Here is a 14,035-nt window from a genome sequence, read left to right as displayed (position 1 = left end):
AAAATATATCTAGCAGTTATCTGCCTAACAGAAAAAGAAAGGAAAGTTCAAATGATCGAACTTTCCCTTCTCAAAGATGTTAAATCAATTGGCCCATATGAAGCCGTCTAATAATAAAGCTTAAAAGAAGAAACGCTGTATATCATTCCACGTTACAACTACCATAAGCACCATTAAAAGCATGATTCCAACAAAGTGAATCATCCCTTCTTTTTGCTTGTCGACAGGTTTGCCTCGAATTGCTTCGAATAAGAAAAATAATAGTCGACCCCCATCTAGCGCAGGTAACGGTAATAAATTCATGATACCTAAATTTATACTTAAAAGAGCTGCCCAGTACATTAAATTATATACACCAGATTGTGCAACCGTTTCTGTAACTTTATAAATACCAACTGGTCCTGACAAATCATCTATTGAAAATTGACCAGTTATAAGATTTCCAAGTGCTGAAAAGATTAATAACGTAGTATCATATGTTTGCTCTGCTCCATAAGCAATTGCTTTAACCGGATTTTTTTCCATTGGACTAGTATATTGAACCCCAATTTGTCCAACTTTCTCTTTTCCAGTCGTTACTTCGTTTGGTGTAATCGTTAAATCTAAAATTTCACCATTACGTTCTACAGAAAAATCCATTTTTTCATTTGGACTAACTCTTACTTCTTCAGACAACTCTTCCCAACTAGTAATAGGATTTCCATTAATCTCTGTTACTAAGTCACCGTCTTTCATTCCAGCCTGAGCTGCAGGACTATCAGCAACAACAGTTGTTATGATAGGTTCATATGTAGGAACCCCTTGCAGTAAACCTAGTATTATAAAGATGAAAAAGGATAGTATAAAGTTGAAAAGTGGACCTGCAAAAATAGCCATTGATCTTTGTCCAACCGACTTAGAGCCAAATTGACGATCGTATGGGGCTATAAATGTTTCATTTCCATTTTCATTAATAACTGCATTTCTTGAAACTTTATAACGAACTAATCGTTCGTCCTCATCGTATCCTTCTATAAACATTTCTTTAGACAAGTCAGATCGCTCAACTTCTAAGAAAAGCATGTCAGGGAATTGTTTGTTTTGGTTTAATACAATTTGATCTATTTCATTGTTTTCATTGAGATGTATACCTAATCGATAACCAGGTTGAAGTTCCACACTGTCCATGTCTTCTCCAGCCATACGTACATACCCACCTATAGGCAATAAACGAATTGTATAAAGTGTTTCTCCTTTTGTCATACCAAAAATTTTAGGTCCCATTCCAATCGCAAACTCTCGCACCATTATTCCTGCTCTTTTTGCAAAAATAAAATGACCAAGCTCATGAAAAAAAACAATACTACCAAATATTATAATAAACGCAATGGCCGTTTCCATTATACCCCACCTTTATAGTAAAACAGCATGTCCTACATTATTTCCTCATTTTATCATGTTTTGAACGGTTTTTCTCGTTTTAGTATCGACTTGTAAAATTGTTTCTAAATCTGGACTTGATATGTTCACATGTTCGTTCATTGCTCTTTCAATTAACTCATCGATCGCTAGAAAAGAAACTTTTTCTTGTAAAAACAACGCCACTGCAGCCTCATTTGCGGCGTTTAAAACTGTAGTCATAGAACCACCAGCTCTACCTGCTTCAATTGCAAGTTTTAAAGCATGATATCTAGTATAGTTCATCTCTTCAAAATGTAACTTACCTATTTCAGCTAAATTTAACCTTTTTGCGTTCACACGCTCCAAACGATTTGGATAAGATAACGCATATTGAATAGGAACTCTCATATCAGGTGTCCCTAGCTGTGCAATAATGCTTGTATCTTTAAACTCCACCATAGAATGAATAATACTCTCTCTATGTAATAAAACCTCAATATCATCATAGGAAGTATCAAATAATACATGAGCTTCAATTACTTCCAAGCCTTTGTTCATCATGGTGGCACTATCAATCGTAATTTTTGCTCCCATTGACCAATTCGGATGATTTAATGCATCTTTTACAGTTACATTTATTAACTCATCTCGCGTAAGATCTCGAAAGCTACCTCCCGAAGCAGTTATGACTAACTTAGAGATTTCTGATTTTTGCTCACCATTCATCGCTTGAAAAAGAGCTGAATGTTCACTATCCACCGGCAATATCGGAACATTTTTTTCTCTTGCAGCTTGCATAACAAGGTGACCAGCTGTGACAAGTGTTTCTTTGTTTGCTATCGCAATTGTAATACCTTTTTTAATGGCTTCTAAAGTTGGTTTTAATCCAATACTACCAAGTACGGCATTCACTAATACATCAGCATTTGTATTAGCAGCAACTTGAACAAGACCTTCGTCTCCATAAAAAACATGAACTTTTGGAAACTCAGTTTGTAACAAACGAGCATCTTCTTCTTGTGATACCGAAACTACTTCAACTGAAAACTGCTTCAATATTTCCCTTGTCTTCTCCACATTTTTTCCAGCAGAGAAAGAAACTAAATGGAATTTGCTTGGATGCTCTCTAATAATATCTAATGTTTGTAACCCAATAGAACCTGTTGCTCCTAATAAGCTTATTCTTTTTGCCATGATTTAATGTCTTCTCCTTATAGAAAATGTAAAAAGTGCAATAACGGAATGACAAAAAGTAAACTGTCAAAACGATCTAATATTCCACCATGTCCCGGCAATAATTTACCAGAATCTTTTACATTATAATGTCTTTTAATTGCTGATTCTACTAAGTCTCCTAATTGCCCAAAAATGGAAGCAGCTATCGTAATAGCTATTAATATTATATAAGATGAACTTAATGGTGTAATCCAATGAAGAATAAACGCAGCAATAAGAGCCCAAATAATTCCCCCAATAAATCCTTCTACTGTTTTATTAGGCGAAATTTCTGGCCAGAGTTTCCGTTTCCCTAACTTTCTACCAGTAAAGTACGCACCCGAATCAGTTGTCCATACTACTAATAATGCAAAGATTACATAAGTTAAACCAACTTCTCGAGTTTCAATAAAGTAATAAAATCCAATTCCTACATATAATGTAGCCATGATCGTAAAGGCTGCATCATCAAAGGTAAAATTATTTTTAACAAGTACTGTATAAATTAATAGAACAAATACTGCAACAAATAACCATTCTATTTTTGTATGACCAGTAACTTGAAACACATCTGTTGCAATAGAGGAAGGAATTAATAATATGAATAAAAGTAGAATTGATATTAGTCCAGCAATAGAAAATAACTTAATTCCTTTCATTCTTAAAAGTTCAAATAAGCCAACAACTGCCATTACGTAAATCAATATATTAAAAATTGGGCCCCCTAACAGTACGATGGGAACAAAAAGTACCATTGCTATTGCACCTGTGATAATACGTTGTTTCAATTAACTTCTTCCCCCTTAAGGCCGCCATACCTTCTATTTCTTGTTTGATAGCTCTCAATAGCATCAAGTAAACATGCCTCGTCAAAATCTGGCCACAAGGTATCCGTGAACCAAAATTCTGTATAAGCAAGCTGCCAGAGCATGAAGTTACTTAATCGAACTTCACCACTAGTACGAATGAGTAAATCAGGCTCCGATAAATCTTTTGTCATTAAATAGTTGTCTAATAATTTTTCAGAAATAACTTCAGCTGAAATATTCCCATCCTGTACATCACTTACGATGTTTCGCACAGCTTGAACAATCTCATCCCTGCTACCATAATTTAAAGCAAAGTTGAGTATTAGACCATCATTATGTGCGGTTTGTTCCATCGCCTTTTTGACTGCTCTTTTCGTATGTTCTGGTAAAGATTCAATGTTACCCATCATTTTCACTTGAACATTTTGCTCAATTAGTTCTGGTAAATATGTGCCAAGAAACTCTTCAGGCAAACGCATTAAAAACTCCACCTCTAATTTTGGTCTTTTCCAATTTTCCGTTGAAAAAGCATAGAGGGTTAAAGTTTTAATCCCGATTTCATTGGCAAATCGCGTTATTCTCTTTACTATTTTCATGCCTTCGTGGTGACCTGCAACACGTGGTAGGGTTCTTTTTTTGGCCCATCTACCATTTCCGTCCATAATGATAGCAATATGACTCGGCAATTGTTCTTGTTGAGCTCTCTTTATTCTTTCTGTTAAGTTAATACTTATCGTTTGTTCATTTTTACGAATAAGTTTTTTTAGCATACTCAAGCCTCCACTTTACACCAACTCGGAACATATATATCTTATCATATCAAATTTCTCCAAATTTTACTTCTATGAATTCAGAAACAGAAAATTCATATGGAGTAACAAGCAAAAATCTTCTATTTTAAATAAAAAGACGTCCCTTTTAAAGGACGCCTCTCCATATGAAAAGTTCAAAATGGCTTAATGAATCAGAATCCATTAAATAATATAAAGGATTGATTGATGTTAAACTTCCAAAATTTCTTTTTCTTTTTCTTTCGTAATAGCATCTATTTTTTCAATATTGGAGTCTGTAAGCTTTTGAATTTGCTCCGTATAGTTTCTTAAATCGTCTTCCGTGATTCCTCCAGATTTCTCTAGTTTCTTCAAATCATCGTTTCCATCACGGCGTACATTACGGATATTTACCTTTGCTTCTTCTGCTTCTTTTTTAACTTGTTTCACTAAGTCTTTACGGCGCTCTTCTGTTAACGCAGGAATTGCAATGCGAATAAGTGTTCCATCATTCGTAGGAGTAATTCCTAAATCAGATTTCATGATTGCTTTTTCAATATCACCTAAAATTGTTTTATCATAAGGTTGAATTGTAATTAAGCGAGCTTCAGGAACAGCAATACCAGCCATTTGATTGATTGGAGTAGGTGCACCATAATAATCTACAGTAATTTTGTCAAGTAAAGATGCGCTAGCGCGACCAGCACGAATAGTTGATAGTTCTCTACTAAAAACTGCAATCGTTTTAGCCATTTTATCTTTTGTTTGTTCCAATACTTGTTTCGGCATTATGAATTCCTCCTAACGACTGTACCGATAGTTTCTCCAAGAACAGCCTTTTTAATATTTCCATTATCCATTATTGAGAATACAATAAGTGCAATATCATTGTCCATACACAATGTAGATGCTGTTGAATCCATCACTTGTAACCCTTGTTGAATTACTTCTAGGAAAGAAAGCTCTTCGTATTTAAATGCTGTTTTATCAGTTCTTGGATCTGCTGAATAAACACCATCTACATTATTTTTAGCCATAAGAATTACGTCTGCTTCAATTTCAGCCGCTCTTAGAGCTGCTGTTGTATCTGTTGAGAAGTATGGATTTCCTGTACCAGCAGCAAAAATAACTACTCGCTTCTTTTCTAAATGACGAATTGCTCTTCTGCGTATGTATGGTTCTGCAACTTGGCGCATTTCAATAGAAGTTTGAACTCGAGTTTCAATTCCTACTTTTTCTAAAGAATCTTGCAAAGCAAGTGAATTCATTACTGTTGCAAGCATTCCCATATAATCAGCTGTAGCACGGTCCATTCCCATTTCACTACCAACTTTTCCTCGCCAAATATTACCCCCACCTACTACTACTGCAACTTCAACGCCAAGTTCTACTACTTCTTTAACTTGTTCAGCCACAGATTTAATAATTGCCGGTGATAGTCCAAAACCTTGTTCTCCAGCTAACGCCTCGCCACTTAGTTTTAAAACGATTCTTTTGTATTGTGGTGTGCTCATAGGTATCCTCCGTCTCTTTATCTTGAAAAATAGGGAACACAAATTGCGTGCTCCCTAGTAGTTCTTTGTTATTTATAAAAATTTTACACTCTGATAAAAAAATTAAATTCTTATTTATTAAGTAACTGTCCTACTAAAACGCCAATCACTTCTGCTTATTGTTCCTCACAGAATTAAGTTGTCGATAGTTGTACACTGACTTCTATTGTTAAGAATTAGTTTCCTTTAACTTGGTTCATTACTTCTTCCGCGAAGTTGTCTTCACGTTTCTCGATACCTTCACCTACAGCGTAACGAGTGAATGATTTTAAGTTACCACCAGTAGATTCAACAAATACGCGAACTTTTTGATCTGGATTTTTAACGAAAGATTGGTCAAGTAAGCAAACGTCCTCAAAATATTTACCAAGACGGCCTTCAACCATTTTAGCAACGATATTTTCTGGTTTGCCTTCATTTAGTGCTTGTTCTGTTAATACTTTGCGCTCATGTTCTACTTCTTCAGCAGATACTTCATCGCGAGAAATATAAGCAGGGTTTAAAGCAGCAACGTGCATCGCAACATCTTTAGCTGCTTGTGTATCAGTAGAACCTTCCAGAACTGTAAGAACACCAATACGTCCACCCATGTGTAAGTAAGGACCAAATGCATCAGCATCTGTTTTAGTTTCAACTACAAAACGACGAAGAGTAATTTTTTCTCCGATTTTTGCAACAGCGTTAGAAATTAAGTTTTCAACTGTTACACCTTCTTCAACAGTAGAAGCTAATGCTTCTTCTACTGAAGCAGGCTCAGTTGCTAATAGATGAGTAGCTACTTGTTGTACTAATTGTTGGAAAGCTTCGTTTTTAGCAACAAAGTCTGTTTCTGCATTCATTTCTAATAATACAGCTTTATTTCCTTCAACTTGGATATAAGTAGTTCCTTCAGCGGCAATACGATCTGCTTTTTTAGCAGCAGAAGAAAGACCTTTTTCACGTAAGAAGTCAATTGCTGCTTCTAAATCACCGTCTGTTTGAACTAATGCTTTTTTACAATCCATCATACCTGCGCCAGTTTTTTCACGCAATTCTTTTACCATTTGTGCTGTAACTGCCATTATAAATTCCTCCTAGTACAAATAATGTCATTGTCTCAAAAAAAGGTGATAAGTGGTTTGGCCGCTTATCACCTGTTACTTACATGTGTGTTACTCAGCAGCAACTTCAGCTGGAGCTACTTCATCTTCACCTTGTCTTGCTTCAAGTAATGCATCCGCCATTTTAGCAGTTAATAATTTTACTGCGCGAATTGCATCATCATTTGCAGGAATTACATAGTCGATTTCATCTGGATCACAGTTTGTATCAACGATACCTACTAATGGAATGTTCAATTTACGAGCTTCTGCTACAGCAATGCGCTCTTTACGTGGATCAACAACGAACATAACATCCGGGATAGCTTTCATATCACGGATACCGCCTAAGAATTTTACTAGACGTTCGTGTTCTTTTTTAAGTTGAACAACTTCTTTTTTAGGAAGTACAGAGAAAGTACCGTCTTCTTCCATTTTTTCAATCGCTTTTAGACGAGCTACACGTTTTTGAATAGTACCGAAGTTAGTTAAAGTACCACCTAACCAACGTTGGTTAATGTAGTAGTTACCTGAACGTTCCGCTTCTTCTTTAATAGCCTCTTGAGCTTGTTTTTTAGTTCCAACGAAAAGAACTTTACCACCATCTTGACCTACTTGACGCATGAAATCATAAGCTTCTTCTAATTTTTTCACCGTTTTTTGAAGATCGATGATGTAGATTCCGTTACGTTCAACAAAAATGTATTTTTTCATTTTTGGATTCCAACGGCGAGTTTGGTGACCGAAGTGTACACCAGCCTCAAGTAATTGTTTCATAGAGATTACTGACATGATTATTTCCTCCTGGTTTGGTTTAGTCTTCCGCAGTCATCATTTTTCTTTAGCTACTCTAATAAATAGAGCACCTGCTAAATCCATCCGAACTGCGTGTGTATTCATACCGTATTGTAATATACCATACATATTTTATACTTTCAACTATTTATCTTTAAATTTTAGGAAAAGCTCCACTTCGGTCTTGCCAATTTGCAATAGTTTTGCAATTTCATCCTTGCTTTTACCTTCATCAGCATAAAACAAAACTTTTTCCTTTATCGTTACAGGCTCTTTTATCTCAGTAGTTGCAGCCGTTTTTAAATAACTATTTGCTGCTAGTTGTTTAGAGATATACGATTTAGGTATTTCATTTGACACTCTAAATTCTTTCTTACTATTTTCATTCTTAGCGTATTCATGTGAAGTAGTAGCAATTGTTCTTTCTGAACTATTCAATTCTTGTATAAGCCTATTATTTTCATCTATTATTTCCGCGATATAAGCTCCAAAAGAATCATCCATTTCAGCTAAAACTTGTTCATGTTTTTTCTCAATATCTTTTAGGCTAGAGAATTTTGCATACAACAACGCAATTAAATAAAAACTGAATAATTGAAGTAAAATTAATATAACTAATATTACAGATGTCATAATTTCTCCTACCCACTAAAATCAACAAAGTTTCCTTTAAAAGGATGCTTTATCTCTTTCATTTCTTTTTCTCTTTTTTCACGTTTTTTTCTTTCTTGTTCTTCACGCTCTTGTTTTGAATCCTCTAATTCAGCTTTTGCCGTATTTTCCGATTTAGTTACTGTTTCTCGATTTTTTTCTAATTGTCTTTCGGATGCAGCTTGTGCATTCGCTTGATTGACAGAACTTTGCTGTTGTAGCTGTTCTGCTACTTTACCAGCATCAAATGTTTTTGGTATTGCAATTTGGAGCTCAACACCCTTTAAACTCATTTGACAGGGCCCCCTCTATCTAAACATTCATAATTTCATTCCCTAACAATTTACGAAGTTTAAACAATGCCTTAGAATGTATCTGTGAAATTCTGGATGTAGATAAACCAAGCATTTCTCCAATTACTGTTAATGTTAACTCTTCCGTATAAAAAAGACTTAATACCAATTGTTCATTCTCATTTAATTGATTAATTTGTTTGGCTAGATCTTGGATTAGTTCATGTTTTACCATGTGTTGCTCAGGTGTTTTCTGTGAATCATCTCTAATATTAAATGATTTACTATCCATTTCTTCATTGTCTTGAAGTTGTTCATCTATAGACAATACATTTGAAAAAAAATGTTCTTGGACTGTTTGATACACATCTTCAACAGACATTTCAACAAAATCGGCAATTTCTTCTGCTGATGCATGTCTCATTAATCGCTGCTCTAGTTCTTCGATTTTGGCTTCAAGTTTTTTAGCCTTTTCTCTTGATGATCTAGGAAGCCAATCTTCTTTTCTTAGGCCATCAATGATAGCACCTCTAACTCGAAACGATGCATACGTATCAAATTTCAAGTCTCTTGAGTAGTCAAATTTATTAAGAGCATCAAATAACCCCATCATCCCAAGGCTTTTCAATTCGTCTCTTGATATATTTTTAGGGATGCTTGCACCAATACGTTGAACATGATACGAAACAAGAGGCGTGTATTTTCGTATTAATAAATCTCCAGCTTGAGGATCTTTGTTTTCTATCCATTTTTTCCAAAGAAGGTCTTCTTCTGTCGAATAATGTTTTGCCACAATTATCCCCCTCTCCTAATATATCTACTGAATATGTTTATTATAGCAAATATAACTAAAAAAGGGGCGTCGAATATAAATTCGACACCACCTAGATTCTCTGTGGGCACTGAAAAAGTACTCAATGAGATTTAATGACAGTATTTAAACGACAAGTAGTTCACATACTAGATTTTTATTTTGTTAATTTCCGTTCCAGTCGGACGCTTTCCGCCGACATGGCTTCAGCCGCTTCCCTCACTACGTTCAGTCCAGGGTCTTCAGCTCATGCACCTGCCGCTTCGCTTTCGGTGCAGAAAACAATTGCTATTCCGGCTGGAGTCGCCGCCTTCCACTTCAATCAATTATTAACCGCTTTTCAATTTAAAAAACATTGCCATCAATAGAGCAAGTTTTTATCAATTAAATTCATAAAATTAGTATTTATAGAAAATCGTTGAAAAAGGCGACACTCCTGCGGGAATAGCGTTAGCCGAAGACCCCACAGTTGAGGGGAAGGCAATATAAGTTCGCCGCATCCTGCTCCTGCACAATGCTCGTCGCAAAAGAACTTTTGCGGCAACGATTGCATGACCAACATCGTGTTGGGCTAGGAGGCTAAGGCAACGCCCGCGGAAAGGGAGCCGTTTCAACGATTTTCTTATTTATTGGACGACATTATTTAGTAAAGTCAAATTCTATAGACTTTTTCAGTGCCCTCGATTCTCTGACATTATTCATCCTCATTCAACATAGATTTCACTACTCTTGCTAAATCCTCTGAAGAAGGTAACTCGTTCATTTCTTCCGAGTTTAATGTTGTTACTAGAACTTCTTCGTTTACAACTGGACCTTCCATTACAAAAGCAATAATTGCACGTACAAGGAATGTCAGAAAAAATACGATAATTGCAATAATACTTGCATGGAGTAATATACTCTTTGGATTAACAAATGGATGAGTTGAAAAAAAATAAATACTAAAAGCAATAAGCGCAGCCCAAAAGTTAGATAGAACTGTTCCCACCATTATATTTCTCTCACTCCTTGGTTAACGGTTCTTATATTTAGCATGCTAGTAGAAGGATTGAACTCAATTGTTCTTCCACTATTACCTCCTGTATCTTCTGAAACAATCGGTATTGTGAATTTTTTTAACTGCTCTTTTACAGCATCTACATTTCTAGGGCCAATTCGCATTGTATCTCTGCTAGAAGAAAACTGAAACATTTGTGCACCTCCAGCAATTTTTGCTCGAAGCTTAAAGGGCTGTACCCCTTCTAATTTAAGCTGCTCAATCATTGCAGGAATTCCAGTATCCGCAAATTTTGCAATATTGATGTTCTCTCCTCGTCCTAAACTAGAATCAGGAAGCATTACATGGATTAATCCTGCTATTTTAGATTTTTCGTCATATAATACTACACCTACACATGAACCAAGTCCGGAAGTCCGTATTGTATTCGGTAGTTTTGCGATATTCATATCAGCAATACCCACTTTAACTACTTGACCTTGTTCACTCATATTAACTTACTCCTAATGCTTGAAAAATAGATTCAAATGATTCAGGATCAGGTAATAAGAAGAAATGTCCTCTTACACTTTCTTCATTTGGCACATCTTCTTCATTTATAGCAGTATCAATTACAATGACATAGTCACTAACATGAGAGACTTCTACAAGTCCAAAACTTATAATTGCACCAACCATATCAATACTTAAAGCTGGAACAGTAGGGTAGATTTTCAACCCTGTGAAATCGGATAGAGCTGATAGATAAGAACCCGAGAGTATGTTTCCTAGTTCTTGCATAGCAGATGCACCGATTTCGGATATTGCACCTGATTGAAAGTCAAATTGATCATCCTGGACCAATCTTCTTATGAAACGATTTGCTTGTTCTACAGGTAACACAAAAAACATACTGCCAGTGACGTCACCTTCTATTCGTAAATAGATTCCGGCTACTACACTATCTGGTCCTCCTGCAAGTTCCATCATTTCATCAAAAGAAACCATTTCGACTTTTGGAACCTTCATGTCAATCTTTTTATTTAATAGTGTAGATAATGATGTAGCTGCATGTGCTGCACCAATATTACCTATCTCTTTTAATACATCTAAATGCATCGACGTTATACTTTTTTCGTACATACCTTATACACCTGTCTTAATAGGATTTAATACTAGATTCAAATGTAGAAGGATTAACAACCGGCGATCTAGTTTTGCTACACCTGCTATAAAATCTTGCTCCAACCCTCCTACTACTTCCGGTTGAGGCTCGATAGCATCTGTTGGAATATCTAATACATCATTAGCAGAATCAACAATTACACCAACATTCATATTCTCTAGTGTGATAATAATGATTCTACAAGAATCGTTTAATTCACTTTCACCGAGTCCAAATCTATTTTTTAAATCGATAATCGGCGTCACTACACCTCTTAAATTAATAACACCCTTTACATAAGAAGGTGTTTTTGGAACACGTGTAATATGAATTAATTTTTCAATTCCTTGTACATGACTTACAGGTATTACATACTCTTTTCCTGCTAACTGAAAAACAACTACTTTCACACTTTTAACGTCTAAAGCTTCTGTCATATAGTTTACGCATCCTTCCTAAGAGAATTGCTCTTAAATTATTAAAGCATTGCAATCAACAATAAGAGCTACTTTACCATTACCTAAAATTGTTGCTCCTGAAATTGCAAATACACTAGTCAAATATTCTCCAAGAGATTTAAGTACAACTTCTTGTTGGCCAATAAACGAGTCAACTACTAATCCAGCTAGTTTATCTCCTTTACGTACAAGAACTACTGAGTGGAATTCTTCTTCATTACTTTCTCTAGGGACATCAAAAACGTCCTCAAGGAAAACTAATGGGACAACTTTGCCACGGAAATCTATTACTTTTTGATTATGCGCATTTAGAATATCGGATGAACGGATAATAGCTGTTTCAATAATAGATGATAAAGGAATTGCATAAATTTCTTCTCCAAGCTCTACTAACATTACAGAAATAATGGAAAGTGTTAATGGTAACTGTATAGAAAACAATGATCCTTTTCCTTCTGTGGAAGAAATATCAATTGTGCCACCAAGCGACTCTATAGTTGTTTTTACAACATCTAGACCAACACCGCGACCAGATACATCTGAAATCTTATCTGCTGTTGAAAAACCAGAAGATAGTATAAACTCAGCTACTTGTTTGTCACTTAAAGTGGAAGCTGTCTCTTCAGATACAAGCCCTCTAGAGATCGCTTTTTTAAGAACTTTTTGACGGTTAATACCAGCACCATCATCTTCAATTTCTATAAAGACATGATTTCCACTATGGTATGCACGTAATACTACTGTACCCTCTTCCGGCTTGCCATTAGCAATACGAATTTCTGGGCTTTCAATTCCATGATCTAATGAATTTCGAATTAAGTGAACGAGTGGATCTCCAATCTCATCAATGACAGTACGATCTAATTCTGTCTCTGCGCCAATAACTTCAAGGTTAATTTTTTTGTTCAAATCTCTTTCGAGTTGACGAACCATTCGTGGGAAACGATTAAAGACTGTCTCCACTGGTACCATTCGCATATTTAAAATAATATTTTGAAGATCTCCAGTTATTCTAGACATACGTTCTACAGTTTCATCTAATTCACCATTATGCAGTTCCTCTGAAATCGATTGAAGTCGACCTCGATCGATTACTAACTCCTCAAACAAATTCATGAGGATGTCTAATCGTTCAATATTTACACGTATCGTTTTATTCCCTGTAGAATGATTCGCTTTAGAAGGTGGAGATTTTTCTGTTGAAGCAGGTTTTGTTTCATTTGCGTTATTAACTTGTTCCTGTTCAACTACAATTTGTTGAGAATCTTCTACTTGGTTAAGTTCAACGTTTTGACGATTTTTTAATTGCTCGATTGTCACAGAATTGACTTTTACTTCTGTAACCTCCGAAACTTTCATTAGTTTCTTTTGAACATCATCTTTCGGTTCAGAAGTAACTAATGCAATATAGAAAATGTTATCAAATTGTTCGTCCTCTAGCTTTTCAACGGATGGAGAAGATTTAATCACATCTCCCATTTTTTCTAGTAATTCAAACACCATATATACTCGTGCAGCTTTTAATAGACAATCTTCTCTAAGCTGTACAGAAATTTCATATGTGTGATAGTCCTGTTCAAACGATTGCTGAATCACTGTAAGCTCATAATCATCGTAAGAAAGCCAGTTCGTATCATTTACTTCCGCTTCCTCTTTTGTTTCAACTGTAGTTGCAGCAACAGGTACTTCTTCGCCGGTTTCAATTTTATGTAATTTCTGAACGGTATCTGTCACATCTAACTTTCCATCTCCCCCAGCAGCAATGTCTAGGACCATTCCTTCTAATTGATCTACCGCAACAAATACTACATCTAACAATTCAGGTGTTACATCTAATTTATTGTTTCGGATTAAATCTAAAATGTTTTCCATTTTATGTGTCAAATTTGCAATATCCTCGTAGCCCATAGTAGCGGACATACCTTTTAATGTATGTGCAGAACGAAAGACTTCATTAACAATCGCAATATTGGATGGATTTTTTTCTAGTTCTAATAAATGTTCATTGCAAGCCTGTAAATGTTCTTTACTTTCTTCTATAAACATTTCTAAATATTGATTTGTATCCATGGATTAACAC

The 14,035-nt window shown here is 35.4% G+C and carries 17 protein-coding genes; 1 reads left to right on the top strand and 16 read right to left on the bottom strand.

The features are described from left to right. Positions 1-120: 120 nt before the first annotated feature. From rseP to AN959_RS06430, 11 genes are all read right to left on the bottom strand, one after another. On the bottom strand, positions 121-1,380 hold the full coding sequence (rseP, locus tag AN959_RS06480) for an RIP metalloprotease RseP (protein ID WP_053589946.1): 1,260 nt from the start codon (positions 1,378-1,380) through the stop codon (positions 121-123). Between the two features lie 45 nt (positions 1,381-1,425). Then, entirely contained in the window at positions 1,426-2,574 is a 1,149-nt protein-coding gene (gene dxr / locus AN959_RS06475; protein ID WP_056829307.1) for a 1-deoxy-D-xylulose-5-phosphate reductoisomerase, read from the bottom strand. A 17-nt stretch (positions 2,575-2,591) separates the two neighbouring features. Continuing rightward, positions 2,592-3,383, bottom strand: coding sequence for a phosphatidate cytidylyltransferase (locus tag AN959_RS06470; protein WP_056829305.1), 792 nt, complete (start codon positions 3,381-3,383; stop codon positions 2,592-2,594). Beyond that, positions 3,380-4,174 carry an isoprenyl transferase gene (locus AN959_RS06465; protein WP_056829303.1) on the bottom strand — a complete coding sequence of 265 codons (795 nt, stop codon included), beginning with the start codon at positions 4,172-4,174 and terminating at the stop codon, positions 3,380-3,382. Before AN959_RS06465 ends, AN959_RS06470 begins: the two co-directional genes overlap by 4 nt. A gap of 231 nt (positions 4,175-4,405) precedes the next feature. Further along, positions 4,406-4,963 (bottom strand): ribosome recycling factor, encoded by a 558-nt coding sequence (gene frr / locus AN959_RS06460; protein ID WP_053589950.1) that lies wholly within the window; start codon positions 4,961-4,963, stop codon positions 4,406-4,408. After that, positions 4,963-5,688, bottom strand: a complete 726-nt coding sequence (pyrH, locus tag AN959_RS06455) for a UMP kinase (protein WP_053589951.1) — start codon at positions 5,686-5,688, stop codon at positions 4,963-4,965. Before pyrH ends, frr begins: the two co-directional genes overlap by 1 nt. Positions 5,689-5,903: 215 nt before the next feature. Beyond that, entirely contained in the window at positions 5,904-6,788 is an 885-nt protein-coding gene (gene tsf / locus AN959_RS06450) for a translation elongation factor Ts (protein WP_053589952.1), read from the bottom strand. 90 nt (positions 6,789-6,878) lie between these two features. Continuing rightward, a complete protein-coding gene (gene rpsB / locus AN959_RS06445) occupies positions 6,879-7,598 on the bottom strand; it encodes a 30S ribosomal protein S2 (RefSeq protein ID WP_053589953.1) in 720 nt (239 codons plus the stop codon). A 147-nt stretch (positions 7,599-7,745) separates the two neighbouring features. Next, the gene (locus AN959_RS06440; protein WP_056829301.1) at positions 7,746-8,234 is read right to left on the bottom strand and encodes a DUF6115 domain-containing protein; all 489 of its coding nucleotides are present in this window, start codon (positions 8,232-8,234) and stop codon (positions 7,746-7,748) included. 8 nt (positions 8,235-8,242) lie between these two features. Further along, on the bottom strand, positions 8,243-8,545 hold the full coding sequence (locus tag AN959_RS06435; RefSeq protein ID WP_056829300.1) for a hypothetical protein: 303 nt from the start codon (positions 8,543-8,545) through the stop codon (positions 8,243-8,245). 19 nt (positions 8,546-8,564) lie between these two features. Next, positions 8,565-9,338 (bottom strand): FliA/WhiG family RNA polymerase sigma factor, encoded by a 774-nt coding sequence (locus AN959_RS06430; RefSeq protein ID WP_056829298.1) that lies wholly within the window; start codon positions 9,336-9,338, stop codon positions 8,565-8,567. A gap of 134 nt (positions 9,339-9,472) precedes the next feature. Here AN959_RS06430 and AN959_RS20975 point away from each other — a divergent pair, with 134 nt between their 5' ends. Further along, positions 9,473-9,724, top strand: a complete 252-nt coding sequence (locus AN959_RS20975) for a hypothetical protein (RefSeq protein ID WP_156350739.1) — start codon at positions 9,473-9,475, stop codon at positions 9,722-9,724. Positions 9,725-10,050: 326 nt separating this feature from the next. Here the strand turns inward: AN959_RS20975 and AN959_RS06425 are convergent, their stop codons facing one another. Genes AN959_RS06425 through AN959_RS06405 form a run of 5 tightly spaced genes read right to left on the bottom strand, consistent with a single transcriptional unit; the run spans position 10,051 to position 14,025 of the window. Beyond that, complete coding sequence (locus AN959_RS06425) at positions 10,051-10,347, bottom strand: hypothetical protein (RefSeq protein WP_056829296.1); 297 nt, start codon at positions 10,345-10,347, stop codon at positions 10,051-10,053. Further along, positions 10,347-10,844 (bottom strand): chemotaxis protein CheD, encoded by a 498-nt coding sequence (locus tag AN959_RS06420; RefSeq protein WP_053589958.1) that lies wholly within the window; start codon positions 10,842-10,844, stop codon positions 10,347-10,349. Before AN959_RS06420 ends, AN959_RS06425 begins: the two co-directional genes overlap by 1 nt. Before the next feature lies 1 nt (position 10,845). Beyond that, entirely contained in the window at positions 10,846-11,475 is a 630-nt protein-coding gene (locus AN959_RS06415; RefSeq protein ID WP_056829294.1) for a chemotaxis protein CheC, read from the bottom strand. A gap of 3 nt (positions 11,476-11,478) precedes the next feature. Then, the gene (locus AN959_RS06410) at positions 11,479-11,934 is read right to left on the bottom strand and encodes a chemotaxis protein CheW (RefSeq protein ID WP_053589960.1); all 456 of its coding nucleotides are present in this window, start codon (positions 11,932-11,934) and stop codon (positions 11,479-11,481) included. A 33-nt stretch (positions 11,935-11,967) separates the two neighbouring features. After that, positions 11,968-14,025 (bottom strand): chemotaxis protein CheA, encoded by a 2,058-nt coding sequence (locus AN959_RS06405; protein WP_056829293.1) that lies wholly within the window; start codon positions 14,023-14,025, stop codon positions 11,968-11,970. Positions 14,026-14,035: the final 10 nt, after the last annotated feature.

The organism is Psychrobacillus sp. FJAT-21963 (assembly GCF_001420585.1).
In the GTDB taxonomy this organism is placed as follows: Bacteria; Bacillota; Bacilli; order Bacillales_A; family Planococcaceae; genus Psychrobacillus.
Note: the sequence above shows the minus strand (reverse complement) of the source record. Positions and strands in the feature narration are given on the sequence as shown.

Bases quoted from the DNA above. Each gene is read 5' to 3' on its own strand.
- rpsB (WP_053589953.1), bottom strand. From the start codon at position 7,598: ATGTCAGTAATCTCTATGAAACAATTACTTGAGGCTGGTGTACACTTC.
- AN959_RS06425 (WP_056829296.1), bottom strand. From the start codon at position 10,347: ATGGTGGGAACAGTTCTATCTAACTTTTGGGCTGCGCTTATTGCTTTT.
- AN959_RS06405 (WP_056829293.1), bottom strand. From the start codon at position 14,025: ATGGATACAAATCAATATTTAGAAATGTTTATAGAAGAAAGTAAAGAA.
- rseP (WP_053589946.1), bottom strand. From the start codon at position 1,380: ATGGAAACGGCCATTGCGTTTATTATAATATTTGGTAGTATTGTTTTT.
- AN959_RS06435 (WP_056829300.1), bottom strand. From the start codon at position 8,545: ATGAGTTTAAAGGGTGTTGAGCTCCAAATTGCAATACCAAAAACATTT.
- AN959_RS06440 (WP_056829301.1), bottom strand. From the start codon at position 8,234: ATGACATCTGTAATATTAGTTATATTAATTTTACTTCAATTATTCAGT.
- frr (WP_053589950.1), bottom strand. From the start codon at position 4,963: ATGCCGAAACAAGTATTGGAACAAACAAAAGATAAAATGGCTAAAACG.
- AN959_RS06465 (WP_056829303.1), bottom strand. From the start codon at position 4,174: ATGCTAAAAAAACTTATTCGTAAAAATGAACAAACGATAAGTATTAAC.
- dxr (WP_056829307.1), bottom strand. From the start codon at position 2,574: ATGGCAAAAAGAATAAGCTTATTAGGAGCAACAGGTTCTATTGGGTTA.
- tsf (WP_053589952.1), bottom strand. From the start codon at position 6,788: ATGGCAGTTACAGCACAAATGGTAAAAGAATTGCGTGAAAAAACTGGC.
- AN959_RS20975 (WP_156350739.1), top strand. From the start codon at position 9,473: ATGACAGTATTTAAACGACAAGTAGTTCACATACTAGATTTTTATTTT.
- pyrH (WP_053589951.1), bottom strand. From the start codon at position 5,688: ATGAGCACACCACAATACAAAAGAATCGTTTTAAAACTAAGTGGCGAG.
- AN959_RS06420 (WP_053589958.1), bottom strand. From the start codon at position 10,844: ATGAGTGAACAAGGTCAAGTAGTTAAAGTGGGTATTGCTGATATGAAT.
- AN959_RS06410 (WP_053589960.1), bottom strand. From the start codon at position 11,934: ATGACAGAAGCTTTAGACGTTAAAAGTGTGAAAGTAGTTGTTTTTCAG.
- AN959_RS06415 (WP_056829294.1), bottom strand. From the start codon at position 11,475: ATGTACGAAAAAAGTATAACGTCGATGCATTTAGATGTATTAAAAGAG.